The following is a 25,959-nucleotide window of genomic DNA, read 5'->3' as shown; positions in this document are numbered from 1 at the left end:
ACGGCTCGACACCCAGGAACTATCTAGCGCGTGGTGCACGTGAAGGCGCGGCGGACACACTTACCGCCGCACTCTCTCTTAGCCGCCCTGTAGGCCTTCTTCTTGCTGCCACGAACGGCCCAGCCGTAGTAAGTGACGTTGCTTCCACTCCAGCGAACCGCCACCGCCAGGCATCCGTTACGGACCCAAGCGATCTTTGTGCACTTCGTACTTGAACGAGACCTGCACTGCCGATGCGCCCGCTTCACGGCCTTCTTGCGCGTCGAGTAGTCGTAGGACCATCCGACCGCGCCACCCTTGAACGCCAGCGAGATCGCACCAAAGTTGTTGCGGTAGGTCGAAACGGACCTATCAGGTTGCTGAGCCGTGGTTGGCGGGCTGGCAGCCCCAGCGGACGTCCCCGCCACCAGAGCGGAGCCTAGAACGGCGAGTGAAGCTAGCAAGATGACCAGACGCGTACGGAAAACGGACATTGCTACCCCTTTCAGTCAATAACAACGGTACGGACGCAAGAGTGCCGGGGCAAACGCACGGTGGTCCAATTTCAGATCGACTTCACCTGAAACGTCGTAGTCACACTGGCTCGAGCGAGCGTGTGCGCCGTCAGATTGAACCCACAGATCGCAGCGGTGACGTCAGGGCCAATACCCAGCTTGGGCACATCCAGAGCGTGAACCGTGTAGACGTACCGGTGCGGCCGGTCTCCAGGCGGCGGAGAGGACCCACCGTAACTAGGCTCGCCGTAGTCGTTTCGGATCTGTACCGCACCCGGGGGCAGCGCATCCTTGTCCGGATCCCCCGCTCCTGGCTCCAATTCGGTCACCGTCGCGGGAATGTCGATCACGAGCCAGTGCCACCAACCCGACCCGGTTGGGGCGTCCGGATCGAAGCAGGTTACCGCGAAGGAGCGCGTCTCGGCCGGGAATCCCCACCATCTCAGGTGCGGCGAGACGTTTTGTCCACCGGCGCCTTCATGGGCATGCGCGAGGCCCTGTGGCTCGCCATGCTCCAGTGAGTCGCTCTCGACACTGAACGATGGAACGACCGGCAACGCGTCGTGCGGGTGGGGGGCTTCAGGACGATCGAGTCTCATAGCTGACCTCCAATGTCCGCGCCCAGTGTATGAAAAGCGTCAAGATCGTCTCACTAGGCCCTAGGGTGTTGCAATGACGCGCGAAGGCGAGATGGCTGACGACGCGACCGAGCTAGGCGATTCCGAAGCCGACAAGCCTCGTCCGGGCGCACCCAAACCCGCCAAGGTATTTGGTGTCGTAGGTCTGGGAATCTTCACGTTCGCCTTCCTCGCCAACGTGAACACGACGCCCCAACTGGCCAAGTTCGGCCTCGGGGCGATCCTGCTCTTCGTAGCGGCCATTGTCTTGTTCCTTGGGCCCACTGCCATGGCATCAGCCGAGATGGGCGCCGGTTGGCCGAGAACCGGCGGTATCTACGTGTGGACCAGGCTCGCGTTCGGCGAAGGCGCCGGATTCATGATCATCTGGCTGGAGTGGGCCAACTTCGTGGTGGCATGGCCTGGGATCATGGGCACGATCACGCTGCAGACCGCGTTCGCCATCAACCCGGAGCTGACCAACCCGGACCACCCTGGTCGGCCCATCCTCTTGATCCTCGTCATCATCATGGTCACCTGGCTCGCCGCCGCGATGGCGCTGCGCGGCTTGAGGGTCGCCAGCGCCTTCGCGTGGTACTCAGTCATAGCCGGGACGGTGATCCCGGCAGTCCTGTTGGTTGTGTTCGCGGCAGCGTTCCTAGCGCAAGGCAACGCACCGGCGATGGAAGTAAGCCCAGCGGCTCTGATCCCAGACATCCAGTGGAGCAACATCGCCTTCATATCCGGTGCCCTGCTGATGTTCTCGGGCATCGAGATCGCGGCGATTCACGGTAGCGACGTGCGCGATCCCGCCAAGACGATACCGAGGGCGAACCTGATCGCCGTCGCTCTGTGTTTCATTCTGTTCGCGCCTCTGACGCTCGCCATCGCCATTATCATCCCGTCGGACAAAATAGACATTGTTGTCGGTCTCGTTGAATCCGCCAGCGTGATCTTCAACCAGTTCAACTTCGGCTGGCTGGCTCCGGTGTTCGCATTCATGGTGGTCACTGGTCTCATCGCGGCCCTGGTCCAGATCATCAACGGCCCATCGCGCGGCCTGATGGTCGCCGGGCGTCAGGGCGGGAACCTGCCGCCACTGCTCCAGAAGATGAACGCATCCAAGATGCCCGTAGCGATAATCATCGCGCAGGCGTCGATAAGTTCGGTACTGTCCCTGGGATACGCGTTCCTCGGGACTGTGCAGAACGCGTGGTTCATGTTCGCGCTGATCCAGACCAACATGACGTTGATCATGTACATCTTGATGATGGCCGCGGTAGTCAAGCTTCGGTACACCCACCCGGACGTCGAGCGCCCGTACACAATCCCCGGCAAGAAAGTCGGACTTTGGGCGGTCGCCATCATAGGCATCCTGGTGTGTGTTCTTGGGCTCCTTATCTCGTTCTCCCCGAGCGCGGAGGCTGAGGGGATGCCAGCTGGCCTGTACATCGCGGTTCTGTTCTTTGGCACGGCCGCCTTCGTAGCGATGCCGTTCGTGTTCTGGATCTTCCGCAAGCCCTCCTGGAAGACCGAAGTGGACCCCGACCTCGCAAAGGAACTGATCTGATCAGACGGTTCCAAGGCTCGTGGGCTACTTTGGTCGTGTGACCCAGACTCGCGGGAAGCAGCAGCCTGACGCCATCCCCGCCTCTCCCAACTCGGTCCTCGACGCCGAAGGCAAGCCGAATTTCGGCATGTTCACCGGAGCTCCGGAAGCGACCGACTTCTCGGGGCTGACTGGTCGTCATTCCAGGAACCCGGTCGGTCGATTCCTGCGCCACAAGAAGTGGATGTACGTATTCGCCGCGACCGACGAAGTGGTCCTGATCGCCGCGATCGTCGACGCGGGACCCACCGGCACGGCTTTCCTCATGGCCACGGACCGGGCAACCGGCGAGGTCCTCGCCGACACGAGTCGGCCCGGCGGTATGCGTCCCATGGTTTCAGTCAACGACCGGCCGATAGCCGGGCATCGCTCGCGCTACACGATGCCCGGAACGAGCATGGCGATATCCGGCGACAAGCATGAGCTAACGGTGACGGCGACGATCCACAGATTCCCGTTCGTGCCAATGGCGAGCGAGCCGTGGGTTGAACTTGATCTGCGGCTAAGCACAGACGTTCACCCGGGACTGACCGCGGTGTCCGAGATCAATGACGGCAGGCCGCTGGTATCGACCACGGTGAAGAACGCCGCCCTGCCAACCACCGGGCAACTCACCATCCGCGCGGACGGTAGAACCACGACCCTGCCCTTGACGGGAGGGCTCGGCGGCTACGACTACACGAACGGCTACCTCCCCCGGCACACAAACTGGCGCTGGGCCTTCACTACGGGCCGTAGCGACGAGGGTCGCACGATCGGGCTGAATCTGGTCAGCGGGTTCACCGGAATCGGTGACAACGCGCTAGAGAACGGGATCTGGCTTGACGGCCAGCTACGGGCACTGGACCCGGCGGCCCGGATCGAATTCGACCCGGCGCGACCGGATCATCCCTGGACGGTCAGAACACTGGACGGCAGCGTCGATCTGGTGTTCCAGCCAGCCACCGTGCACGCCGAGGCTCTGAACCTGGGCATCCTGCGCAGCCAGTTCATCCAGCCAAGCGGACATTTCAGCGGGACCGTCGAGTTCGACGGCGAGCGTCTCCAGATCGACGCGCTGCCCGGTGTCGTGGAGCATCAGGACGTGCTTTGGTGAAGCCAGGCCCGGATGTGCAGCCGCTAGTCATCTCGGCTCCGTTCGGGAACTACGTTCACCCTCCGGGGACGACGCCGACTCTCGGCACCTACACGGCCGCGCGCCGAGGTGGCCGTCCAGCCGCGTTCGGGCGGGCGTTGCTGACCGTGCGCTACTACCGTCGCCTCGGCGCTTGGGTCAACCGGATCGGTCTGCGGAACCCAGGTATCGACCGGCTGGGCGATGGCCCACGTATCCAGCAGTCGATCGTGTCCATCCACGGCTTCGAACCTGCCGACTGGACCTACTTGCTGCGGCGAATCGCCAAGATCACTCCCCTAGCGGTCGAGCTGAACATCAGCTGCCCAAACGTCGGGGAGATGTCCTGGCCAAGCACGCTCTTCGACGATGCTCTGGCCACCGGGGTCCCAGTCATCGTCAAGCTGCCACCCATCCGGTTCGAGAAGCTGGCTGGCGACGCCGCTGCGTCCGGCGTCACGTGGTTCCATGCCTGCAACACTCTGCCGGTCCCCCGCGGTGGCATGAGCGGAGCGCCGCTGCTCCCGCTGTCGATCGCTTGTGTGCGATGGCTCCGCAGTGAGTTAGGGCTGGAAGCCATGATCATCGGAGGCGGCGGAATCAGATCCCCGCAGGATGTGGAGGAGTTCGCGGCTGCCGGTGCTGACCGGTTCGCGATAGGCAGCCTGGCAATGCGACCTTCGGCGCTGATGTCGGACCGTTGGGTCGCTGACATCCGTGAAGCGGCTCGATCGGCGATCCCTCGATGAAGGTGAGCTACTCGTGAAGATCGCGATGCTCTCGGGCGGGGTTCTCGCCGGTGCGGGCCTTGGTGCCGCCATCTTGGTCAGGCGCGGAACACGCTGGGGCGCCACGGAGCACGAACAGGCCATGGCCTTGCCCGGTGACGCCTATTTCCCACACGGGACGCAGGCCAGCACGCGGATGACGCGCGCGATCTCAATCGCAGCGGATCCGGAGACGGTTTGGCCGTGGGTGGCTCAAATGGGACGAGGTGCGGGCTGGTACAGCTACGACCGTCTGGACAACGGCGGGATCGCGTCGGCACGGCACATCGTTTCGTGGATCCCAGAACCTCGGGTCGGTGACGCGGCGGCGATCGGATGGCTGCGCGACCTGGAACCCGGCCGAGGCGCTACCTGGTGGGTTCCCGGCGACGACATGCTCGGTGCCACTGTCCGGATGGTGACGGACATCAGATTGGATCCGAAGGCAAGTGGCACTCGGCTAGTCATCCGGATATCCGGCACTGCCGAAGGTGCGGGTGCCGCCTTCATCACCCTCGGGTTCGAGGTCGTGGATTCGATCATGGCTGTTCAGCAGCTCAAGGGAATCAAAGCGCGCGCGGAGACGTTCGGCGCGCGAACCGCAGATCCCCAGAATCCCGAGACCGGTGAGCGGGACCAATTCCAGATCTACGAAGCGATCTGGGCCCAGGGAGGCAACGCCGGAGTCGCGGGCCGCGAGCACGCGGCTCGTTGGCGTGAGGCTGCTCGGGAGGCGGCGGTGCAGGGCTAGTTCACATCAGCCGTGATGCGGAGGACATTCCGTCAGGTACCAGTCGTCCGCCAGCGGATCGATAATCTGCGTCTCGTCAGTAGTGACGTCTGGCAGTAGCGGATCGGCTCGCATACCAATCACTGTGACAGGCGTTCACGCCACAGGCAAAACAAGATAATGAGCATGTGACCAAATCCTACCCGGTGCTGGCGGGGCCGCCGCTGGCTATCGCCCATCGTGGCGGCGCCTGGGAGCAACCCCAGAACAGCTCGCTCGCCTTCCGGCGTGCTGTGGACTTGGGGTACTCATTCCTGGAAACCGACGTGCGAGCCACTCGCGACGGCGTGGCAGTGGTGTTTCACGACGCCGTCCTTGATCGGGCGACTGACGTCGAAGGCCGCATCCGAGATCTGACTTGGGGACAGGTCAGCCAGGCCCGAATCCACGGCCGCTCCCCCATCTTGCGGTTGACGGAACTGTTGTCCGAGTTCCCCGCGACCAGGTTCAACCTCGATATCAAGGAATCCAACGCCATAGACCCGTTCCTGGACGTGATCCGAACGCACAACGCCTGGAACCGGATCAATGTGGCCGCCTTCGCTCATGAGCGGTTGCGGCGAGTCAGACGGATGGCGGGCCCGCGTCTTTCGTCGTCGATGTCGCCGCAGGAAGTACTGGCCTTCCGGATGCATATGCGGGGCCGACTGCGCCGCTGGTCACCTCCACCGGTGAGTTGCGTGCAAATCCCGGAGCATGTGGCCGGCCGGCTTCTCGCTGAGCCGCGACTGATTAGCGCCGCCCACGAACACGGCTGGCAAGTGCACGTGTGGACCGTGGATGATCGCGAGACCATGAACCGGCTTCTGGACATGGGCGTGGACGCGATCATGACGGATCGTCCGACCCTCTTGCGCGACGTACTCATCGCCAGGGGGCAGTGGACCCAAGCGGCCTAGTCGGCGAGGCCGTACCCTCGACGCTGTGACGACAACACCTGAATTCACCGGAACACGCTCGTACCTGACCAATCCGGCGCTCGAGACAGCGGTCCGGTGCGCCCTGGTCCTGCAGAAGCCCCTGCTGGTTCGCGGCGAGCCAGGAACGGGCAAGACGCTACTGGCCGAGGCGGTCGCGGAATCGCAGGGCCTGGATCTGATCACGTGGAATGTCAAGAGCACGACGCGTGCGCAGGAGGGCCTGTACCACTACGACACGGTCCAAAGGTTGTATGACAGCAGATTCGGCGATCACGACGTGCGCGATATCCGCGAGTACATCCACATGGGCGCACTCGGCCGGGCCTTTCAGTCGCCAGCCAGGGTCGTACTCCTGATCGACGAGATCGACAAGGCTGACCTGGAATTCCCGAACGACCTGTTGCACGAACTGGACCGCATGCGGTTCACGGTGCCCGAGACAGGTGACGAAGTCGTCGCCGCCCACAGGCCGGTCGTCGTGATCACGAGCAACGCCGAGAAGGAGCTTCCCGATGCCTTCCTGCGTCGGTGCGTGTTCCACTTCATCGACTTCCCGGAAGCCGACTTGATGAGCCGAATCGTGGAAGTTCACCACCCGAACCTGAATCAGTCGCTGCTCAGCCAAGCGCTCGAAACGTTCTACGCCATTCGCAAGATGGAACGACTCCGAAAGAGGCCGAGCACGAGTGAGCTTGTGGACTGGATCGCCATGTTGAAGACCACCGGAGTCGACGACATCGCGCCGAGGACGAACCTGCCCTTCCTGGGGACTTTGCTCAAGAAGGAGCAGGACTTGGCCGTCTACTCTGACTACTTCTCCGGGCGCGCTCGCGCTCGCTACTAAGCGATGACCCAAGACCGGCCGGTGTTCATCGGTTTCCTGTATCGCTTGCGCGACCTGGGTGTCCCCGTCGGAACCCAGGAGGCGCTGGCGCTGGCGCAGGCGCTCATGGCCGGCCTGCACGACAGTTCTCTGGACGGTTTCTACTACGCGGCCCGCGCCGTTCTGATTCACCACGAAGGGCATCTGGACGCTTTCGACAGGGCTTTCCTGGCCGAGTTCAAGGGCGTGGACATGCCGTCTCCGCGGTTGTCGGAGGATCTACGCGAATGGCTCGACGCCGCAGCGGCGGAAATGGATGAGCGAGGCTTCGCTGAAACCGACCGTCTGGAGCCGATCGACATCGAAGCTCTGCTACAGATGTTCGAAGAACGCATGAGGGAACAGACCGAACGCCACGACGGAGGCAACTACTGGATCGGCACGCGCGGCAGCTCCCCATTAGGCCAGGCGGGCACGTCGCAGGCGGGCCTCAGCACCGGCACTTCAGGCGGTGGCCGGTCCGCCATCCGCGTCGCTGACGCGCGGAACTACCGTCCCTACAGGTCGGACGTGAACCTCGACATCCGTCAGATGCAGGTGGCACTACGCAGGCTCCGGGCTTTCGTCCGGGAAGGAGCAGATGTCGAGCTGGACATCGAGCGCACGATAGACGAGACGGCTCGCAACGCCGGAGAGATCGAGATCGTTACCCGACCCCCGATCCGTCCCAACACGCACGTCATCTTGCTGATCGACGTCGGCGGCTCCATGTACCCGTACTCGCAACTGATGTCACAGCTGTTCAGCGCCACCAAGAAGTCCACGCACTTCAAAGAACTGCGGACCTACTACTTCCACAACTGCGTGTACGGGAAGGTCTACGAGACAGACCGCTTCACCGATCCCAAGTGGGTGCATGACCTGCTACGCGAATGCGGGAGTCACTACAAGCTGATCATGGTCGGTGATGCGTTCATGGCTCCTTACGAGCTCCTTCAGAGCGGGCGGCTCTCGGTGGACGATGACGTCTCGGTTTCCGGGCTGGAATGGCTGAGCACGCTCAGAGATCACTTTCGACAAAGCGTCTGGCTCAATCCAGAACCGCTGTCACGCTGGACCGGGACCACGATCCAGGACGTCGCGGAGGTGTTCGACATGTTCCCGATGACAGTTGACGGATTGACCGAGGCGATGGCCCGTCTCAACCGAGGTAAGAGCGCTCGCCGCTGAAGCGCAGGGCCGCCACTTCGGCCCTGCCTGCGCTAGGGACAGCTCTAGGATCGCTGGGACGCCAAACCTTATGGTTGAGCTTTCTTGACTTTCCCGTTCATGTAGACCAGAAGTTGCTCGTCGAAGAACCCCGGATTCTCAAAGGTGACGACCCACCTCTTCCTCCCGGTCCAGGGCGGCGCCGCGTCCGCCTTCTGGAGCTGGGCGCCGCCGAGTCGGTAGCCGTCGAGGTCAGGGTTCTCCTTCCGCCACTGCTTCGTCAGGCGAATGGCCTGGTTCAAGCCGACTTTCGGCCTGTTCGGAAAGCCGAAGCTCCCCATAGGCGTGTCGTCGACCTTGCGGATACCATTCCTGCACCCCTTGAGGTAGCGGTACACGACCGACACGGAGAACTTGTTGTTGGAAACGCCATACACGACTTGCACGTCGCCGAGCTGCTTCCCCCTGCGCGGGCGATTGACAGTCGGATCCGCGTCAACCCACGCGTCGTAGTACTCCAACTTCCCGCCCCGCTTTGGAAGGTCGAACCACTGCCGGAACTTCTTCTGGGAGACCTTCGCGATGCGCTGGTTCGCGTCCGCGATGATGCGGGTCACGTTTCCGGTCCACTTCACGCAATTCGGCGCGTCGGCGACAGCCGGCGCCCCGGTTCCAACGAGAGTGGCTGCGGGAATCAGCGCGAGCGCGACGACGACAGCCCGCGCCTTTCTGCGTGCATTGCTCATGTTGGCAACCTAGCGGCGGGCGAGCCGAATGTCTGGAGAATCACCAGGACCGCGCCCCGAAGCTCCTCACGCGGGAACCCCCTCGGCCGGGGGAAGAAACGGCCGCTAACGCGAGAAACACCCGTTACCGAAAGAAACTCCCGTTGCAACGGGCGCGTCTGTACCCAAAAAGGTGCGTTTGTCGGGAACGGCCGCTAACTCCCGGGGGGAAGAGTCAGCGCGACCCGTGAAAGTCGTCGACCCCCGACCTGAGAGTCGCGAGGGACTCCGCGAGAAGATCTTCCAGCTCCCCGATCGAGCGCCTCTCAAGCAACATGTCCCAGTGAGTCCGCTGATGTCTTTGCGGCTTGACCTCTGGCAGAACACCCCCGCGCAGCAACGCCTCCGCGCCGCAACGGCACTCCCAGACACTGGGGATCTCAGCCTCGACGGAGAACGGAAGCTCGATCGTCGCGCCACACGTGCAGTCATACACGATCATCTGGCGATCAGCCAGACGCACTCCCTCGTCGGACTCGTAGCTCAACGCCCCCAGCCTCGTCCCGCGCAGCGCACCTTCAGCCATTTGACGCCTCTTCCCCGGCCAAGTAGGCCGAACACCCCAGACACTTCTCAACAGTTCGGACGCTGACTGTGTTCCCGGGGTTCCCGCACTGTAAACCATCACCGGCTCGGCTGACGAAACTCGGCCGACCGAATTCACACGATGGGACCAGCCTCTCCTCTATCCGGCGGCAGAATCTGTCCCTGGATGACATCTGGATCCGGCGTTGATTCCCAGGTGGGCCGGAACTCGTCGTCGTCCATGACGATCACTTCACCGACGATCACGGTCCCACGCCTCGGGCCAGCCCAGTCGAACCGGCGCGCGAGAAACACCCTGACTGGCGGCAGGACCAGGATGAGCCCCGCCAAGTCGTTGAGGAACCCGGGCGCGGCTATCAATGCCCCGCCCGCGAACAGTATCCCGGAGCCCCTCAGCTCCAGCCCAGCCTTCTTGGAGGTGACTGGGTCAGTTCCAGTCAAGGCGCCGAAGGCCGCCGTGCCCGCGCTCCGGATGATCAGCAGCCCGGCGACGAATCCAGCGAGCAGTATCAGAAACGTCCAGCCCCACCCGATAGCGCCGCCTACCCAGACGATGGCTATGACCTCAAGGATCGGGTAGATGACGAAGAACGCCAGCCCTCTCAGCCGACGCATGTCACGAGCGTTCCAACGCCGCAGTACGACGGCGTTGCCGCCAACGCCGGAACCGCTCGGTGCGCTTGCGGAATCCCCACACGGTCACTCGCCACAGCGCCTCCGTGACAATGCGCTGATTCATCTTGCTCGTGCCGAGTTCGCGTTCCTCGAAGGTGATCGGGACCTCCGCCACAGTCATGCCCGCGGCTACCGCGCGGTAGGCGAGGTCGACCTGGAAGATGTAGCCCGCGGAGCCAACGGAACTGAGGTCCAAGGTGCGCAGTGTCCCCGCGCGGAACGCGCGATAACCCCCAGTGGAGTCGCGCAGGGGCAGTTTTAGAGCCAAGCGTGTGTATGTGTTGCCCCCCCGGGACAGGATCTCCCTGCTCTTCGGCCAGTTCACGACCTGTCCCCCACGTACCCACCGCGACCCCAGGACAAGATCGGCTGTGCGCAGGCGGTCTAGTAGCAGCGGCAACTCCTCAGGCTTGTGCGACCCGTCGGCATCCATCTCCACGACAACTTCGTATCCGCGATCCAGCGCCCACTCGAACCCAGCCAGGTAGGCCGCCCCCAGCCCCTCCTTGCCGAGCCTGTGCATGACGTGCAGATGCTCATCGGAACTCGCGAGTAGATCCGCGATCGCTCCAGTGCCATCGGGCGAATTGTCGTCAGCCACGAGGATGTCCGCCTCAGGCACCGCCACACGCACCCGGCCTGTGATTCGCTCGAGGTTCTCTTTCTCATCGTAAGTCGGAATCACAACCAGTATTCGGCCCAGATCCTCGAACTTAGCGTTCTCGCTCACGTCAGGAATCCTCACGTCGACTCTGCCCCGTACCTTGTGGCGTGATGCCCGAGCCCGCCGCTGGCCAAACTCCGCGCGGTCGGCGCAGACCCAGCGCGACGGTGAGAACGCTCACAACGAGCGCGATCCCCTCGGGCCAAAGCCCCAACACGTCACCAGGTGTCAAGCTATCGCGCAAGGGCACACGGGCGACGATCTGCCAGGCAACATCCTCTGGGATCTGACCGACGCGTGTTCCGTCCGGAAGAAACACAGCGGAGATACCGTTCGTCGCCGCCACTGCCACTGTGCGGCCGTGCGACACCGATTGGATGCGAGCCATGGCCAACTGCTGCTCAGTTTGGCCGGTGCCAGTGTAGGTCGCGTTGTTGGTCTGGACCGCGATCATCCGTGCCCCATCCATAACCGTTTCGCGCACCAGATCGTCGTAGGCGATCTCGAAGCAGATCACGTCTCCCAGGCGGACAGGACCAACGTCCAGAACCCCGGACTCGGTTCCAGCTGCGAAGTCACGTGGAATCTGGTCGAACCGCGAGATCAGCGACGCCAGAGCGGCCCGGAACGGGATGTACTCTCCGAACGGCACCGGATGCTGCTTGACATACATTTGCCCAGGACCGGTACTTGGGCTCCACACGATACCGACGTTCAGGACCGTGGATGGCTCGCGCGGATTGGCGATCACCGCTCCCACCAGCACGGGCGCTGCGATCACGTCTACGGCACCGTCGATGGCCGCGCGGGCTTCCCCATCGGCGAGCGGATCAGAATCAGCGGCGTTCTCCGGCCAGATCACCGCCTCCGGCGCGGGCACAAGGCCAGCTGCCACATCGTCAGCCAGTCGCTGCGTCTGCCGTACGTGGTTTTCCAGGACCGCGCGCCGTTGTCCGTCGGAGCTCAGTCCGGTTCGTGGAACGTTGCCCTGAATCACAGCGATCGTGGCGTCGTCCGGTCCCCCATCACTCTCCCCGCTGATTGGCACCGGAAGCAGAAGGCCACCGAATAGCAGCACGGCGATCACCGCAGCCGCACCAAGTACGTGCAGTGGGACTCCGCGGCGCATGGCGAACCAGATACCTGCCAGGCATGCGCCGATCCCGGCCACCGCCGCGGTCAGCAAGGGTGAGCCTCCGAGCCAGGCCAGGGGCAGTAGCGGCGAATCGGCCTGACTGTGGGCCAGGCGCCCCCACGGCCAGCCGCCAAGGGGAATCCGGTCCCTGAGGGCCTCCTCCGCGACCCAGATCGCCGCAACGAACAAAGGCCACCCGGGCAGTCGCACAACAATGGCGGTTGCCCACGCCACCAGGCCCAACCACAGCGCGGAGTAGGCGGCCAGCAGTATCCACGCGTCCACGCCTATGACGGTGATCCAGCGGATCAGCACAAGGAAGAACGTCAACCCAGATGCGAATCCGAGGCCGAATCCGACCAGCCCCCTTCGTCCCGCCACCGCCCATGTCAAGGCAGCCACGCCGATCGGGGCCATGGGCCACAGCCCGATCGGCGGGAACGCCAACGCCATGGCCACCCCGGCCCCGACGGCCGCGAGCCATCGCAGGCTCACATGAGGATCCACGATGTCACGCCAGCAGTTCGCGCGCTATGACGATGCGCTGGACCTGATTCGTTCCTTCGACTATCTGCAGGACCTTGGCCTCGCGCATGTACCGCTCCACCGGGAAGTCTCTGCAGTATCCGGCCCCGCCGAGGATCTGGACAGCATCGGTTGTTACCGACATCGCCGCGTCTGTGGCCACGAGCTTCGCGATGGCGGCCTGCGACCCGAACGGCAGTCCGGCATCCTTACGGCGCGCCGCATCCAGGTACAGGGCGCGGCCGCTGGCGACCTTGGCCGCCATGTCCGCCATCAGGAACGCAAGACCCTGGAACGCAGCGATCGACTTGCCGAACTGGCGCCTCTGCTTCGCGTAATCCACAGCCGAGTCCAAGGCGGCCTGGGCTAGGCCGACCGCGCACGCCGCGATCCCAAGCCGTCCACTGTCGAGGGCGGCCATGGCGATGCGGAAACCCTCACCCTCATCACCGATTAGCCGATCGGCTGGCACTAGGGCATCGTCCAGCAGGATCTCGGCGGTCGGGGAACCGTTCATCCCCATCTTCCGCTCCGGCGCGGCCGCCGACAGGCCGAGCGTGCCCGAATCCGCGAGGAGACAGGAGATTCCCCCTGGTCCCGGACCACCGGTGCGGACCATCAGGTTGTAGTAGTCGGCAACTCCCCCATGCGTGATCCAAGCCTTCGCACCGTTGACGCGGTAGCCCGCGTCCTCCCGGACTGCTCTGGTCTCCAGCGCGGCCGCGTCGGATCCAGACTGGCGCTCACTGAGGCAATACGCGCCAAGCAGGTCGCCGCCGAGCATTTCGCCAAGCCAGCGATCCCGCTGCTCGTGAGTGCCGAACATGGCCACCGGATGGCACGACAGGACATGGACGCTGACGCCAACTCCGATGGTCAACCACGCCGCCGCCAACTCCTCCAGCACCTGTAGGTAGACCTCGAACGGCTGCCCACCGCCGCCATGCTCTTCCGGGTAGGGCAAGGACAGCAGTCCCGACTTGCCCAGCAGGCGAAACGCGTCCCGGGGAAACCGGCCCGCCTCTTCGTATTCGTCCGCGACGGTTCGAAGCTCTGAGTTGGCTATCTCCCGCGTCAGGTCGAGCAGTGCTTCTGCCTCCGCGGTAGGAAATTGGCGACGGACACTGTTCATGGTTGCTCCGGACGTGCGTGCTAGTCGATTACCACTAGGTCCCTTGGAATGTTGTTGACCAGGATCGCACGCTCTGTTCCGCACACGACGATGTCCTCTATCCGCGCGCCGTGGCGGCCTGCTAGGTAGATGCCGGGCTCTATGGAGAACGCGTTGCCCTGCACCAACCGATGCGTGTTGCTGGCGACGATGTAGGGGTCCTCGTGAGTGTCGAGTCCGATCCCGTGACCAGTGCGGTGGATGAAATACTTACCGAATCCCGCCCCGGATATCAGGTCGCGGGCAACCGCGTCGAGTGACTCGCACGTCATCCCAGGTCTCACTGCGGCGACAGCGGTCGCTTGGGCATGCTTGAGCACGTCGTAGTAGTCCACGAATTCGGCTGGCGGATAACCAATGCAGTACATCCGAGTCGAGTCGCTGCGATATCCCGAACGCATCATCCCGCCGATGTCGACTACTACTGGCTCGTGGCGCCCGATAACCCTGTCGCTGACCTCATGATGCGGGCTGGCGCCGTTCGGGCCGGAGCCGACAATGACGAAGTCCACATGGACGTGCCCCGCGTCGATGATGGCCGCCGCGATGTCGGCGCCGACTTCGCGCTCGGTCCGCCCGGGACGCAAGAATCCCGCCGTCCTGGCATGTACCGAGTCAATCGCCGCGCCGGCCTCCATGAGCGCTGCGATCTCCGCTTCACTCTTGGCCGCGCGCAAAGGTCCCATGATGGATCCGGCGAGCACCTGCTGGGTTCCCGGCATCGCCTCCCTGAACCTGAGCACCTTCTCCGCCCACATCTGATTGTCCAGCGCGACGGCGGAGGCTTGACCCAGGTGACTGGCGACGATCGAGTACGGGTCGTCTGTCTCGCCAAACGGGATAACGTCAATGTCCAGTTCGCCCGTCAGGGCCGCCCTTGCCGCCGACTCCTCCAGGTCGGGCACAACCAAGAACGGATCACCGACAGCCCTGACAGCTAGGCAAGTGAGCCGTTCCATCTGCTCAAGCTCGTACCCGGATAGGTAGCGCAAGTCCGATCCAGGCGCGACAAGCACCGCGTCGCGGCCCTGCTCGCGCGCCTCTGCCGCCACCCGGGCCAATCGGCCAACGAAGTCGAAGTCCACGCGATCACGCTAGTGCCGACCAGCATCGTCACCGCGTATCGCCGCGCGAACCCGCCGCGGGCGGGGTCATGATGAAGTATGGATAGAAACGCCCTCGTAGAGAGTCTTCGCAGCGCTGGGATCAACGATCCGCGCGTGCTCGCTGCTGTCGAGGCCGTTCCGCGCGACAGATTCGTGCCAGAGGATCTGCGACGGCACGCCTGGGCCGACTCGCCTCTGCCAATCGGATCCGGGCAGACAATTTCGCAGCCGTACGTAGTCGCCTACATGACTCAGGAGCTACAACTGACCCCAGACTCGCGTGTATTGGAAGTCGGGACCGGATCGGGGTATCAGTGCGCGATTCTCGCGAACGTCGCGCGAGAAGTGTGGTCGGTCGAGATCAGGCCAGAACTGTCCGAACGCGCGGGCCGTGTACTAGCTGAGCTGGGACTGGACAACGTTCACTTGCGCGTAGGAGATGGATCGCTCGGCTGGCCGGAGTCAGCACCCTATGACGCCATCATCGTGACGGCGGCCTGCGCCACCCTTCCCCCCGCACTTGTAGCGCAATTGGCCGAACCCGATCCACCCCGGCGGGGTGGTCGGCTAATCGCCCCGGTCGGCCAGTGGCGCCAGACCTTGATCCTGACCGAACGGGTGGAGCGGGGATACTCCGAACGGCCGCTGCTCGACGTCCGGTTCGTGCCGCTGGTCGACGAGGAGGGCGAGCCTCAGCCGTAGACGCCGGTATACGACACGACGCCGCGGTCTACCAGCGCGGCCGCGCTTCCCGCAGTGGCGCCGACTTTGGATTCAGGCGCGGCGAGGCAGACCTGGCGTAGCAGGTCGATCACTTGCTTAGCCCATCTGACGAAGTCCCCTGCCGCCAGTTCCGACTCCCACAGAACCCGTTCCAGGGTCATTCCGCTTGCCCAGCTTCGCATCGCCCAGCACAGTCCGAGGTCAGGTTCCGGCAGCGTCGACAAACCGTGTGCTGCCTCCAGTTCCCGTACGCGGTCCCAGGTTCGCAGGAGATCCTCAATCGCGGCGCGGACCGCACCGGAGGGCAATCGCGGTTGATTCTCGCGCCCCCGGCCCTCATACAGCAGAGCCGCGCACACGGCCGCGAGGTCAGCCGCGGCCAGATCCTCCCAAGCGCCGCTACGCAGACATTCAGCGATCACCAGATCGGTGTCCGCGTAGATCCGCCCCAACTGCTGCCCGCTAGCAGTCGTGACTGTTTGCCCATTCACTTCAGCGAGGTATCCCAGCGAGCCGAGGATGTCGCAGATCCGTTCGAACTGCTTCGCGATGGTCCCCGTTCGGCCAGCCACCTGCCGCCTGAGCCCGTCGGTGCGCTTGGCCATGCGGTGGTAACGCTCCCCCCAGCGCGCGTGGGCCTCCCGGTCAGGGCACTTGTGGCAAGCGTGAGCACGAAGGCGACTTCGCAGCTCAGCTACCTCCGACTCCGCTTCGTGAACCACGATCGGCTTCGCATGGGCAACATCCCGAGGCAAGTCCTTCAGCTCTTCGGCCACCTGCTTGCGACTTGTCGCTGACCGACTCGAGAAGTCCTTCGGCACCTTGATCCGCCCGACCACCGTTAGCCCTGCGGGAAAGTCGGCCTCCGAGATTCGGCGGGCCCGGCGACCCAGGTCGACCACCAGCGGCTGCGGGCTCTCGGCGGTGTCGTGTGAAGGCGCGACCACAGCCGCTGGACCGGACCGGCGGCCCCTACCGATGATGACGACGTCCCCAACCCTGAGCTTGCCAAGAGCTTCCACGACGTCGAGACGTCTGCGGGCCCGGCCCCGCCGAGCGCTGTCACGTTCGATGGCGCGGACTTGTTCGCGCAACGCCGCGTATTCGTCGAAGCTCCCGAGGTCGCACCGCATCGCTTCGGCGAAGCCGGCCATCGCGTCCTCGTTGCGACGAATCTCCGCGCTGAGGCCCACGACGGAAGCGTCCGCCTGATACTGGGCGAAGGAACTGCACAGCAGCCCTGCGGCGCGCTCCCTTCCAGTGGCCGCTACTAGGTTCACGGCCATGTTGTACGACGGACGGAAGCTCGACCTCAACGGATAGGTCCGTGTGCTCGCGAGGCCCGAAAGGCCGACGGGGTCGAGCCCGTCGTGCCAGACCACCGTCGCATGCCCCTCGACGTCGATGCCACGCCTGCCCGCACGACCGGTCAGCTGTGTGTATTCACCGGGAGTTAGCTCGACGTGAGCTTCACCGTTCCACTTGACTAGGTGCTCAAGGACGACCGAGCGCGCTGGCATGTTGATGCCGAGCGCCAACGTTTCGGTCGCGAACACGCACCTGACCAGACCTCTTTGGAACAGCCGCTCAACGACTTCCTTGAACACCGGCACAAGCCCCGCATGGTGTGCCGCCACGCCTCGTTCCAACGCCCGCAGCCAATGGTCGTAGTCCAGCGCGACTCGATCCTCGTCGGGTAGGTACGCGCAGCTTCCTTCCGCCTCTGCCAGGATCTCGCTCCGCTCTCGCTGGTTCGTGAGCGCGACGCCCGCCGCCAGGCACTGGTCCACGGCCGCATCGCAGCCCTTGCGACTAAAGATGAAGTAGATAGCGGGCAGAAGGCTCGCGGCATCGAGCCGCCTGACGACACCAGCGCGAGACGGCCGCCCCCCAGCCCTGTACCCCCGCGAGCCCGCACGATGCCTACGGTCACGCGGCTGTCGGCGGATGTCCGCGCGCGCGCGCTCGAGAAGTTCCGGGTTGACCTTCTGGGCGTCTTCGACGAACAGGTCATGGAGGTGTTGGCCGACGAGAACGTGCTGCCACAGCGGCACCGGTCGATGTTCCTCGACGATTACGTCTGTTGCGCCGCGCACCGTACCCAGCCAGTGCCCAAACTCCTCGGCGTTGCTCACGGTTGCCGACAGCGCGGTCACCAGGATGCGCTCGGGCAGATGGATGAGCACTTCCTCCCAGACGGCTCCCCTGGATCGATCGGCGAGGTAGTGAACCTCGTCCAACACCACATGAGCCAAGTCATCCAGCGACTCGGGGCTTGAGTAGATCATGTTCCGCAGTACTTCGGTCGTCATGACGACTACGGCGGCATCGCCGTTGATGCTGTTGTCCCCAGTCAGCAAGCCCACGCGTTCCGCGCCGTAGCGACGCGTCAGATCACCATACTTCTGGTTCGACAAGGCCTTGATCGGAGTTGTGTAGAAGCACCGCCTGCCGCACTCGAGCGCCAGATGCACCGCGTACTCTCCGACGACGGTCTTGCCTGAGCCCGTCGGGGCCGCCACCAGCACACTGCGCCCCGCCGACAACACGTCACAGGCGCCCACCTGAAACGGATCCAGCGGGAAGTCGTAGAGCCGCTCGAATGATTCCCAGCCGAGCCGCGCGCGCTGCTGCCGCCGTTTGGCAGCCGCGTGGCGATCCGCGGGGGTTGGCACTACCGAAGTCTAGGGCGCGTGAACCAAACCCTGCGGCGTAATAACGCGCAGCCCGTTCGGATGCACCTCGACGTCAACCGGCAGCGGGCCCACCCGCTCCCCGTCGGCGTAGGCGATCTGGTTGGGCGCTTCCAGGCGCACCTTCCGCGCCAGGTGCTGAGTGACGCTCGGATGCGTGATGTGGGTTCCCTTGTAGACACGTGGGAAGACCGTCAGGAACTCCAGCTTGCGCAGCCGATGAAGCCACGTCACGGTGAGGAGTCCGTCATCGATCCGCGCCCCCGCGCACACCTTCATTCCGCCACCGTACGACTCGCCGTTGCCGACGGCCACGAGCATTCCCTTGTCGTTGAGCTCCTCACCGTCCAGCACCACGTGGTACGGCACGGGCTTGAAGGTTCTCAGCTCGGCCAAGATCCCACGCAGGTAGCGGGCCTCGCCTTTGGGCCAAGTCATCTCGTTGGCGCGCTCGTTGACGCACGAGTCGAAGCCGCTGGACATGACTCCCAAGAACCATCTTTCCTCGCCGGAGTCGGTGCTCAGGTGGGCCACATCTACGGAAGCGACCTTGAAGTCGGCGATGATGTCGATGGCCGCCTTCAGATCGTCTAGGGGAATCCCCAGAAGGCGCGCGTTATCGTTACCAGTCCCCAGTGGGATGATCCCAAGTGGCGTGTCGGTACCGGCGACCGCCTGCAACCCAAGGTTGACAGTTCCGTCGCCGCCCGCCGCCACGATCGCGTCAACGCCATCCGCCACGGCCTTCCTGGCCATCACCAGAGCCTCCGTTGCGCTTCCTGCCACCAGAAGCGCGGCATCGATCCCCCTGCGATGCAGTTCAGCCCCAAGCTCAGGCGCGGTCCTGCCCCCCTTCCCTCTGCCCGATTCCGGATTGATGATCACACCTACCGCTCGGCCCATAACCGCAGAGCCTAGACCACAAGTCGCGGCCACCGGACTCAGGCTCACGGCGGCCAGGCGACCGGCTTCGCCAGGGAGTCAGCGACCCGCCGAGGCTTCCTGCCGGAGCACCTGGACGAGTTGGTCCGTCATTCCCATGGTGAGTGCGAAATCGATGAGGTCATCGGGACCGATCGGGGCCCCGTAGTGCGCTTCGAGTGCCTCTGAGGGAACGTGGATCCTCTCGACGACCACACCGGCACCCTTCAGGAGCGCCACTACCTCGTCGTCAGCGCTCTTGCTGATCTGGTCATCGCACGCCGGACAGCGGAAGCTGTAGGTGGCCCATCCGGCCGCCTGGGCAACTGTTACGTGAATGTCTCGCGGCTTCAGGTCAATATCGCCACAGGACGGACACGTGGCCTTGATAGTTGTCATAGCGGCCACCTCGCTAACCACGTCGCTGACTAACAACTTGTCGCACATGGCAAGCATCGCGCTCATCGCGCACTGATGCACGGCGAGAGAAGTCCGCTTCGTACTAGTCGGGGCGGACACATCCGTGCAAAGCGACCTGAACCGGACATGAATTGACGTGTCCAGAGTGCCCACAATTGCCCTACGTAGGCGCACTAACACGCCCGGTAGTGGCGTTGTGATCTTCCGCCGGGCTACTCAGACGGGTTTACCGCGAGGACCTCAACGATGAATGCCAGAGCCTCGTTCTGAAGAATCACGGGTGGGTTGCCCCGTTCCCGATATGCCAGCTCTGAGGGGACGAGCAGTAGCACCGCTCCCCCGGGCTTGACTCCCGACACCCCACGGGTCCACCCCTCGATGACGCCCTGAAGAGGGAAGGTCGCTGGCTCACCGCGCTCCAACGAGGAGTCGAAAACCTGTTGCGTCTTGTACCCCACGCCGATGTAGTCGACGGTGACCATGTCGCTAGGTTTGGACGCCGTGCCTTCGCCCTCGCAAAGCGGCACTACGACTAGGTCTTTCGGGACCTTCGCGTCGCTGCTGACGGTAAGCTCCGGCGCCTGTCCGGGCTCCTGAACAGCTGTGACTCCGTCCTTGGTCTCATTGAATGAACAGTTGAACCCCTGAGCGCTTGGCGGCTCCGCATTGGGCGACGGCGCGGAGGGTTCGCCCTGAGAAGAGCAGGCCGCGAGCACCAGAGCGGCTGCCGCGAAGGGAATGACCAGACTTCGAATTCGCATTGTCGCAACATACCGGGAAGAGCCGCGACCTCAACCGCTGGGTTGAGTCCGCCGACTCACATGCTTTCGATGAGCCGTTCCACCCGCTCGTCAACCGACCTGAACGGGTCCTTGCACAGGACGGTTCGCTGCGCCTGGTCGTTCAACTTCAAGTGAACCCAGTCGACGGTGTAATCGCGCCGCCGCTCCTGCGCGGCGCGGATGAAGTCACCGCGCAGCTTCGCCCGAGTGGTTTGAGGAGGGATAGATTTCGCCTCGAACACCTGGGCGTCCGTCGCGATGGTCGCGGCGACACCGCGCCGTGTGAGCAAGTAGTGCAGCCCCCGGTCGCGGCAGATGTCGTGGTACGCCAAGTCGATCTGGGCGACACGAGGGCTACTCAGGCCCAATCCGTGTTTCGCCATGTATCTCTCCAGCAGATTCCACTTGATCATCCAGTCGATCTCTCCAGCGACCATCTGGTAGTCCTGCGTCTCGACCGCCGTGAGGGTCCGACGCCACAGGTCCAGCACGCGCCGATGAACCACGTCATCGTCCAGTCCGGACCGCTCCGCGAAGGACTGAACACGCCCGTAGTACTCCCACTGGATGTCAACAGCGGACATCTGGTGACCATTAGCCAGTCGCACAGTGCGCTTGCCGGTGACGTCGTGGCTGATTTCCCGGATCGCCCGGATCGGATTCTCCAGGGTCATGTCGCGCACGGATCCGCCCGACTCCAGCATCCGAAGCACCAAGTCCACGGCCCCGAGCTTGAGCATGGTCGTCGTCTCGCTCATGTTGGAGTCTCCGACGATCACGTGGAGGCGCCTGAACCGTTCGGCATCAGCGTGCGGTTCGTCGCGGGTGTTGATGATGGGACGGGATCTCGTCGTCGCGCTCGACACACCTTCCCAGATGTGTTCGGCCCGCTGGCTGACGCAATACACGGCTCCGCGAGGAGTCTGAAGCACCTTCCCGGCGCCGACCACGATCTGCCGGGAGATCAGGAACGGCAGCAACGCGTCCGCCAACCGGCCAAACTCCCCCACGCGGGAGACCAGGTAGTTCTCGTGGCACCCGTATGAGTTTCCGGCGGAATCTGTGTTGTTCTTGAACAGGAAGATGTCTCCTGCAACGCCTTCCTCCCGCAGCCGTCGTTCGGCGTCGACAACCAGTCCTTCGAGTATCCGCTCCCCCGCTCGGTCATGCACGACAGCATCGCGAATGTCATCGCATTCGGCAGTCGCGTACTCCGGGTGGCTGCCCACGTCCAGATACAGCCTCGAACCGTTGCGCAAGAACACATTGCTGCTTCGGCCCCAGGAAACGACCCGCCGAAACAGGTAGCGCGCTACTTCATCGGGGCTCAGGCGACGCTGCCCATTGAACACGCACGTGACCCCGAATTCGGTTTCCAGACCGAAGATTCGCCGGTCCATGCCGAGTCACTTCCTGCCGTCGCCCAGCAAACGCGACAGTTCGTCGGGAGTAACACGCCGGAACTTCCTTCGCGGGCGGTTCCGATCCAGCACCGCGACTTCTAGCTGAGCGGGAGTCAGCTTCTCCTCACCGATGGCGAGGTTCGACACGCACATCTTCACAGCCTCAGCGAGGGACAGGCCATCGCGCCAAGCCTCATGCAGCGCGGAGCCGATTTGCTCAGCGGAACCGCCCATCGCCACAACTCCGTGCTCATCGGCGACGGATCCGTCAAACGTCAATCTGTACATCTCATCGCCCGAGACCTCATCACCAACTTCTGCCACAACGATCTCGACCTCGTACGGCTTCTGCGCCTCGGTGAAGATCGTTCCCAGCGTCGTGGCGTAGGCGTTCGCCAGGCTTCGGCACGTGACGTCGCTGCGGTCATACGAGTACCCGCGTAGATCTGCCAGGCGGATGCCAGCCACGCGCAGGCTCTCGAACTCGTTGTACTTGCCGACCGCGGCGAAACCGATTCGATCGTAGATTTCCGAGATCTTGTGCAGCGCCTTCGAGGGGTTCTCGGCGACCATCACGATCCCGTCGATGTACTGCATGACAACGACGCTGCGGCCCCGAGCGATCCCCTTGCGCGCGAAGTCCGCCTTGTCCTTGATGATCTGTTCGGGCGATACATAAAAGGGAATGGACATCATTCACCCTCCGACATCGCCAGCGGGCCATCAGGCCGCTCCATGCGCCCCGCCACAATCGCATTGACCGCATCGGATAGGCGGGATTCGTCAACCCGCCGGAAGCCCTGCTCATCGATCACAGCCACTGCGGGGAAGATGCGCCTTGACAGGTCCGGTCCACCCGTCGCCGAGTCGTCGTCGGCCGCGTCATACATCGCCTGTAGGACGACGGAGACCGCTTGGTCTTCCGTCAGGCCGCGCCGGTGAAGCTTCTTCAGTGATCCGCGAGCGAAGAAGGCCCCGGAGCCGATGGCGTGGTACTCGTGCTCCTCGTACCTGCCCCCTGTGACGTCATAGGAGAAGATCCGGCCCCTTCCCGCGATCTTGTCGAACCCCGCGAGCAGCGGAACCGCTGCCAGGCCCTGCATCGCCAGCCCCAGGTTGCCCCGCAACAGCGTCGCCAGCCTCGTGGCCTTGCCGTCGACCGACAGCTGAGCGCCCTCGATCTTCTCGTAGTGCTCCAATTCGACCTGGAACAGCCGCACTAGCTCCACGGCAATTCCGGCGCTTCCAGCTACGCCAACCGCGAGGTGGTCATCGGCCGGGAACACCTTCTCGATGTCCCGCTGCGCGATCACGTTGCCCATAGTCGCGCGCCGATCGCCAGCCATCACCGCCCCCGAATCGTGCGTCAACGCGACTATGGTCGTGGCAGTCGGCGCGAGCTCACCTGTCGCCACCGAAGCGACGGCTGGCGATTCAGCCCGCTGGCTCACCTTCGTGACGAAATCGGCGAATGACGCCGAGTCCTGGGCCATGAAGGAGGCGGGCAGCCCACCACGCGTTGGTCCGATCACTTGCTACTGACCACCCTTCTGGACGAATCCCCTGACGAACTCCTCGGCGTTGACTTCTAGGACCTCATCGATCTCGTCCAGGATCGCGTCGATGTCGCTGTCGATGGCTTCCTTGCGCTCAGCGGCATCCGGCGAGGGGGCCACGGCGGGGACATCCTCGTCTTCTGCCCGGGATGACTTGCCGGACTGGGGCCGTTCATGAGTGGCCACTCGCTCCTCCAACCGCGCGCATGCTCTTGTTCGGACCCTAGTACCGTGCGAGGTCCTGAATCTGCATTTCCCGCCGGGTTCAGTGATCCGACGCGAGCAGTGCCACGAGCTCATCCGCCGACCGAGCGCGGTCGATCAGCGAAGCCACGTGGGCCTTCGTTCCCCGCAGAGGATCGAGAGTGGGAACTCTTTGCAACGATTGCCGACCGGCGATGTCGAAGATGACCGAATCCCACGACGCGGCCGAGACTTCAGCGCCAAATCTACGTACACATTCCCCACGGAACCACGCCCGGGTGTCCTCCGGCGGACTGGTGATCGCGCGTGTGACTTCCTCATCGGTGGTCAACCGGGTCAGGCGCCCACGGGAAGCGAGCCGGTTCGCCAGGCCCCGGTCGGATCGCACGTCCGAGTACTGCAGATCCACAAGCTGAAGCACGTCAGCTGACCAGTCCAGACCATCGCGGGCTCGGTAACCGTCGAGCAGCTTCTTCTTCGCGACCCAGTCCAGCGTGTCGGCCAGGCCCAACGTGTCAGAGCGTAACTGGTCAAGGACGCTGATCCATCTGTCCAACACGTCGCTGGTCATCTGGTCGACCGAACTGCCAAGCCTCTCAGCGACATGCTTGGCCGCGCGATCGTGGAACTCCATCTGCAGTTCCAGCGCTGTCACGCCGCGACCGTCCCTGAGCTGAATCCGATGTGCCAATCCCGGGTCGTGCGATACCGCGTGCATCTCAGCGACCGGATCCACCGGCATGAGTCCCGCATCGACTTCGCCAGCTTCGAGCATCGACAGCACAAGGGCAGTGGTGCCAAGCTTCAGATACGTGACGGTTTCGGAGAGATTCGCGTCGCCGACTATCACGTGCAGGCGGCGGTACTCTTCGGGGTCCGCGTGCGGTTCGTCCCGGGTATTGATTATCGGGCGCTTGACTGTCGTCTCCAGGCCCACTTCAACCTCAAAGAAGTCGGCCCGCTGGCTGAGCTGGAACCCGTCGCCGCGCCCGTCCTGGCCCAAGCCAACCCGGCCGCTTCCCGCGATGACTTGCCTTGAGACGAAGAATGGGATCAGGACTGTGACGACGTCAGCGAACGGCGTCCGCCGCGACATCAGGTAGTTCTCGTGGCACCCGTAGGAGACGCCCTTGTTGTCGGTGTTGTTCTTGTACAACTGGATAGGCGCCACGTGGGGAATCGCGGAGGCCAGTTTGGCGGCGCGTTCCATGATCCGCTCCCCCGCCTTGTCCCAGACAACCGCGTCCCGGGGATTTGTCACTTCCGGCGTGGAGTACTCAGGATGCGCGTGATCCACATACAGACGCGCGCCATTCGTCAGGATGACGTTGGCAAGGCCCATGTCCTCGTCGGTCAGTTGGCCAGGATCCGCCTCAGCCCGAGTCAGGTCGAAACCGCGCGCGTCCCGCAACGGACTCTCCTCGTCGTAGTCCCACCTTGGACGGCATCGCAGATCCCCCAGGGCACTGGCCGCGTACGCGTTGACGATCTGCGAGGACGAAAGCATGGCGTTCGCGTGGGGCTGCCCTGGAACCGAGATGCCGTACTCAGTCTCAATCCCCATGACGCGGTGAACGCTCATGGCGCGAGCCTACGCGACCCGGTGGAGCCGGGGGTCTATGCCGCGTTTGACACAACACCACAGCCACCGCCGGGAACCCCGGAGGTGGCTGCGGGCACCTCGCTTCAGCCTGTCATCGACTCCAGGGACTTGCCCTTCGTCTCCTTGATGAACTTCACCACGAAGAAGAAGGACAAGACCGCCATCACAGTGTAGATGCCATACGCGAACCCCAGCCCGCGCTCAGCCAACGTCGGGAACGTCTCGCTCACGATGAAGTTGGCAATCCACTGGGCGGCTGCCGCCACTCCGAGAGCCGCTGCCCTCAGCCGGTTGGGGAACATCTCGCCCAGCAGGACCCAGACGACCGGGCCCCAGGCGACGCCGAAGAACACCACATACAGGTTCGCGAAGACCACGGCCGCCGGTCCAGCGATACCTGGCAGATAGATCTCACCGATTTCTGAGGCTTCATCGCACCCCGACACAGTCCCAAGAATCGCCTGGGTGCATGTGGGACCAGTTGCGAAGATAACGGCCATCGCCGCGAGACTCACCGCCATCCCCACCGAGCCGATCAACAGCAATGGCTTGCGGCCGATCTTGTCAACGAGAGCTATCGCGACGAAGGTGACCACCACATTCGTCGTGTTGGTGATGAGCGTGATCAGGAACGCCTCGCTCTCACCCAGGCCGACGGATGACCAGATCGTGTTTGAGTAGTAGAAGATCACGTTGATGCCGAC

Annotated in this window: 27 protein-coding genes; 8 read left to right on the top strand and 19 right to left on the bottom strand. The window is 63.7% G+C overall.

The window, feature by feature from the left end:
- Positions 1 to 23 precede the first annotated feature (23 nt).
- Both Q8P38_07730 and Q8P38_07725 read right to left on the bottom strand, forming a co-directional pair.
- Positions 24 to 473 carry a DUF4189 domain-containing protein gene (locus tag Q8P38_07730; GenBank protein MDP4014485.1) on the bottom strand — a complete coding sequence of 150 codons (450 nt, stop codon included), beginning with the start codon at positions 471 to 473 and terminating at the stop codon, positions 24 to 26.
- A 71-nt stretch (positions 474 to 544) separates the two neighbouring features.
- Positions 545 to 1,093, bottom strand: a complete 549-nt coding sequence (locus tag Q8P38_07725) for a YbhB/YbcL family Raf kinase inhibitor-like protein (GenBank protein MDP4014484.1) — start codon at positions 1,091 to 1,093, stop codon at positions 545 to 547.
- A gap of 73 nt (positions 1,094 to 1,166) precedes the next feature.
- Between Q8P38_07725 and Q8P38_07720 the strand changes: the two genes are divergently transcribed.
- The 7 genes from Q8P38_07720 to Q8P38_07690 all read left to right on the top strand — a co-directional run bounded on the left by Q8P38_07720 (position 1,167) and on the right by Q8P38_07690 (position 8,364).
- A complete protein-coding gene (locus tag Q8P38_07720) occupies positions 1,167 to 2,681 on the top strand; it encodes an APC family permease (GenBank protein ID MDP4014483.1) in 1,515 nt (504 codons plus the stop codon).
- A 37-nt stretch (positions 2,682 to 2,718) separates the two neighbouring features.
- A complete protein-coding gene (locus Q8P38_07715; protein ID MDP4014482.1) occupies positions 2,719 to 3,816 on the top strand; it encodes a DUF2804 domain-containing protein in 1,098 nt (365 codons plus the stop codon).
- Positions 3,813 to 4,583: a hypothetical protein gene (locus Q8P38_07710; GenBank protein MDP4014481.1), complete on the top strand. Its 771-nt coding sequence runs from the start codon at positions 3,813 to 3,815 to the stop codon at positions 4,581 to 4,583. Before Q8P38_07715 ends, Q8P38_07710 begins: the two co-directional genes overlap by 4 nt.
- The gene (locus Q8P38_07705; GenBank protein ID MDP4014480.1) at positions 4,552 to 5,352 is read left to right on the top strand and encodes a hypothetical protein; all 801 of its coding nucleotides are present in this window, start codon (positions 4,552 to 4,554) and stop codon (positions 5,350 to 5,352) included. The genes Q8P38_07710 and Q8P38_07705 overlap by 32 nt, the downstream gene beginning before the upstream one ends.
- A gap of 167 nt (positions 5,353 to 5,519) precedes the next feature.
- Positions 5,520 to 6,290 (top strand): glycerophosphodiester phosphodiesterase, encoded by a 771-nt coding sequence (locus Q8P38_07700; GenBank protein ID MDP4014479.1) that lies wholly within the window; start codon positions 5,520 to 5,522, stop codon positions 6,288 to 6,290.
- A 25-nt stretch (positions 6,291 to 6,315) separates the two neighbouring features.
- On the top strand, positions 6,316 to 7,155 hold the full coding sequence (locus Q8P38_07695; protein ID MDP4014478.1) for a MoxR family ATPase: 840 nt from the start codon (positions 6,316 to 6,318) through the stop codon (positions 7,153 to 7,155).
- A 3-nt stretch (positions 7,156 to 7,158) separates the two neighbouring features.
- Positions 7,159 to 8,364, top strand: coding sequence for a VWA domain-containing protein (locus Q8P38_07690; GenBank protein MDP4014477.1), 1,206 nt, complete (start codon positions 7,159 to 7,161; stop codon positions 8,362 to 8,364).
- Between the two features lie 68 nt (positions 8,365 to 8,432).
- Here Q8P38_07690 and Q8P38_07685 read toward each other — a convergent pair whose 3' ends face one another.
- From Q8P38_07685 to Q8P38_07655, 7 genes are all read right to left on the bottom strand, one after another.
- Positions 8,433 to 9,089, bottom strand: coding sequence for a hypothetical protein (locus tag Q8P38_07685; GenBank protein MDP4014476.1), 657 nt, complete (start codon positions 9,087 to 9,089; stop codon positions 8,433 to 8,435).
- 214 nt (positions 9,090 to 9,303) lie between these two features.
- Positions 9,304 to 9,654 (bottom strand): RNA polymerase-binding protein RbpA, encoded by a 351-nt coding sequence (locus Q8P38_07680; protein ID MDP4014475.1) that lies wholly within the window; start codon positions 9,652 to 9,654, stop codon positions 9,304 to 9,306.
- A gap of 134 nt (positions 9,655 to 9,788) precedes the next feature.
- Positions 9,789 to 10,289, bottom strand: coding sequence for an FxsA family protein (locus Q8P38_07675; GenBank protein ID MDP4014474.1), 501 nt, complete (start codon positions 10,287 to 10,289; stop codon positions 9,789 to 9,791).
- Position 10,290: 1 nt separating this feature from the next.
- Positions 10,291 to 11,079 carry a polyprenol monophosphomannose synthase gene (locus Q8P38_07670; GenBank protein ID MDP4014473.1) on the bottom strand — a complete coding sequence of 263 codons (789 nt, stop codon included), beginning with the start codon at positions 11,077 to 11,079 and terminating at the stop codon, positions 10,291 to 10,293.
- Position 11,080: 1 nt separating this feature from the next.
- Positions 11,081 to 12,655 (bottom strand): apolipoprotein N-acyltransferase, encoded by a 1,575-nt coding sequence (gene lnt / locus Q8P38_07665; protein MDP4014472.1) that lies wholly within the window; start codon positions 12,653 to 12,655, stop codon positions 11,081 to 11,083.
- A gap of 4 nt (positions 12,656 to 12,659) precedes the next feature.
- Positions 12,660 to 13,805 carry an acyl-CoA dehydrogenase family protein gene (locus tag Q8P38_07660; protein MDP4014471.1) on the bottom strand — a complete coding sequence of 382 codons (1,146 nt, stop codon included), beginning with the start codon at positions 13,803 to 13,805 and terminating at the stop codon, positions 12,660 to 12,662.
- Positions 13,806 to 13,825: 20 nt separating this feature from the next.
- A complete protein-coding gene (locus Q8P38_07655) occupies positions 13,826 to 14,929 on the bottom strand; it encodes a Xaa-Pro peptidase family protein (GenBank protein MDP4014470.1) in 1,104 nt (367 codons plus the stop codon).
- Positions 14,930 to 15,007: 78 nt separating this feature from the next.
- On the opposite strand from Q8P38_07655, the gene Q8P38_07650 reads away from it, so the two are divergent.
- Positions 15,008 to 15,652 carry a protein-L-isoaspartate(D-aspartate) O-methyltransferase gene (locus Q8P38_07650; protein ID MDP4014469.1) on the top strand — a complete coding sequence of 215 codons (645 nt, stop codon included), beginning with the start codon at positions 15,008 to 15,010 and terminating at the stop codon, positions 15,650 to 15,652.
- Here the strand turns inward: Q8P38_07650 and Q8P38_07645 are convergent.
- From Q8P38_07645 to Q8P38_07600, 10 genes are all read right to left on the bottom strand, one after another.
- Entirely contained in the window at positions 15,643 to 18,348 is a 2,706-nt protein-coding gene (locus Q8P38_07645) for a DEAD/DEAH box helicase (protein ID MDP4014468.1), read from the bottom strand. The genes Q8P38_07650 and Q8P38_07645 overlap by 10 nt on opposite strands.
- Before the next feature lie 9 nt (positions 18,349 to 18,357).
- Positions 18,358 to 19,269 carry a diacylglycerol kinase gene (locus Q8P38_07640; protein ID MDP4014467.1) on the bottom strand — a complete coding sequence of 304 codons (912 nt, stop codon included), beginning with the start codon at positions 19,267 to 19,269 and terminating at the stop codon, positions 18,358 to 18,360.
- A 78-nt stretch (positions 19,270 to 19,347) separates the two neighbouring features.
- Positions 19,348 to 19,752, bottom strand: coding sequence for a hypothetical protein (locus Q8P38_07635; GenBank protein ID MDP4014466.1), 405 nt, complete (start codon positions 19,750 to 19,752; stop codon positions 19,348 to 19,350).
- A gap of 167 nt (positions 19,753 to 19,919) precedes the next feature.
- A complete protein-coding gene (locus Q8P38_07630; GenBank protein MDP4014465.1) occupies positions 19,920 to 20,468 on the bottom strand; it encodes an FKBP-type peptidyl-prolyl cis-trans isomerase in 549 nt (182 codons plus the stop codon).
- A gap of 56 nt (positions 20,469 to 20,524) precedes the next feature.
- On the bottom strand, positions 20,525 to 21,889 hold the full coding sequence (gene pafA, locus Q8P38_07625) for a Pup--protein ligase (protein MDP4014464.1): 1,365 nt from the start codon (positions 21,887 to 21,889) through the stop codon (positions 20,525 to 20,527).
- 6 nt (positions 21,890 to 21,895) lie between these two features.
- Positions 21,896 to 22,588: a proteasome subunit alpha gene (gene prcA / locus Q8P38_07620; GenBank protein ID MDP4014463.1), complete on the bottom strand. Its 693-nt coding sequence runs from the start codon at positions 22,586 to 22,588 to the stop codon at positions 21,896 to 21,898.
- Positions 22,585 to 23,424: a proteasome subunit beta gene (gene prcB, locus Q8P38_07615; GenBank protein ID MDP4014462.1), complete on the bottom strand. Its 840-nt coding sequence runs from the start codon at positions 23,422 to 23,424 to the stop codon at positions 22,585 to 22,587. The genes prcA and prcB overlap by 4 nt, the downstream gene beginning before the upstream one ends.
- A gap of 3 nt (positions 23,425 to 23,427) precedes the next feature.
- Entirely contained in the window at positions 23,428 to 23,634 is a 207-nt protein-coding gene (locus Q8P38_07610; protein ID MDP4014461.1) for a ubiquitin-like protein Pup, read from the bottom strand.
- Positions 23,635 to 23,713: 79 nt separating this feature from the next.
- Positions 23,714 to 25,234: a depupylase/deamidase Dop gene (gene dop, locus Q8P38_07605; protein ID MDP4014460.1), complete on the bottom strand. Its 1,521-nt coding sequence runs from the start codon at positions 25,232 to 25,234 to the stop codon at positions 23,714 to 23,716.
- Between the two features lie 104 nt (positions 25,235 to 25,338).
- Positions 25,339 to 25,959 (bottom strand): MFS transporter (locus tag Q8P38_07600; GenBank protein MDP4014459.1); only part of this gene is annotated, 621 nt, incomplete at its 5' end.

Source organism: Candidatus Nanopelagicales bacterium (assembly GCA_030700225.1).
In the GTDB taxonomy this organism is placed as follows: Bacteria; Actinomycetota; Actinomycetes; order S36-B12.
This window is presented reverse-complemented; position numbering and strand designations above follow the sequence as displayed.

Coding starts and splice junctions, on each gene's coding strand:
- Q8P38_07675 (MDP4014474.1), bottom strand. CDS start 10,289: ATGCGTCGGCTGAGAGGGCTGGCGTTCTTCGTCATCTACCCGATCCTT.
- Q8P38_07720 (MDP4014483.1), top strand. CDS start 1,167: ATGACGCGCGAAGGCGAGATGGCTGACGACGCGACCGAGCTAGGCGAT.
- Q8P38_07680 (MDP4014475.1), bottom strand. CDS start 9,654: ATGGCTGAAGGTGCGCTGCGCGGGACGAGGCTGGGGGCGTTGAGCTAC.
- Q8P38_07660 (MDP4014471.1), bottom strand. CDS start 13,805: ATGAACAGTGTCCGTCGCCAATTTCCTACCGCGGAGGCAGAAGCACTG.
- Q8P38_07690 (MDP4014477.1), top strand. CDS start 7,159: ATGACCCAAGACCGGCCGGTGTTCATCGGTTTCCTGTATCGCTTGCGC.
- Q8P38_07730 (MDP4014485.1), bottom strand. CDS start 473: ATGTCCGTTTTCCGTACGCGTCTGGTCATCTTGCTAGCTTCACTCGCC.
- prcA (MDP4014463.1), bottom strand. CDS start 22,588: ATGATGTCCATTCCCTTTTATGTATCGCCCGAACAGATCATCAAGGAC.
- Q8P38_07725 (MDP4014484.1), bottom strand. CDS start 1,093: ATGAGACTCGATCGTCCTGAAGCCCCCCACCCGCACGACGCGTTGCCG.
- Q8P38_07650 (MDP4014469.1), top strand. CDS start 15,008: ATGGATAGAAACGCCCTCGTAGAGAGTCTTCGCAGCGCTGGGATCAAC.
- Q8P38_07635 (MDP4014466.1), bottom strand. CDS start 19,752: ATGAGCGCGATGCTTGCCATGTGCGACAAGTTGTTAGTCAGCGACGTG.
- Q8P38_07630 (MDP4014465.1), bottom strand. CDS start 20,468: ATGCGAATTCGAAGTCTGGTCATTCCCTTCGCGGCAGCCGCTCTGGTG.
- dop (MDP4014460.1), bottom strand. CDS start 25,234: ATGAGCGTTCACCGCGTCATGGGGATTGAGACTGAGTACGGCATCTCG.
- Q8P38_07640 (MDP4014467.1), bottom strand. CDS start 19,269: ATGGGCCGAGCGGTAGGTGTGATCATCAATCCGGAATCGGGCAGAGGG.
- pafA (MDP4014464.1), bottom strand. CDS start 21,889: ATGGACCGGCGAATCTTCGGTCTGGAAACCGAATTCGGGGTCACGTGC.
- Q8P38_07685 (MDP4014476.1), bottom strand. CDS start 9,089: ATGAGCAATGCACGCAGAAAGGCGCGGGCTGTCGTCGTCGCGCTCGCG.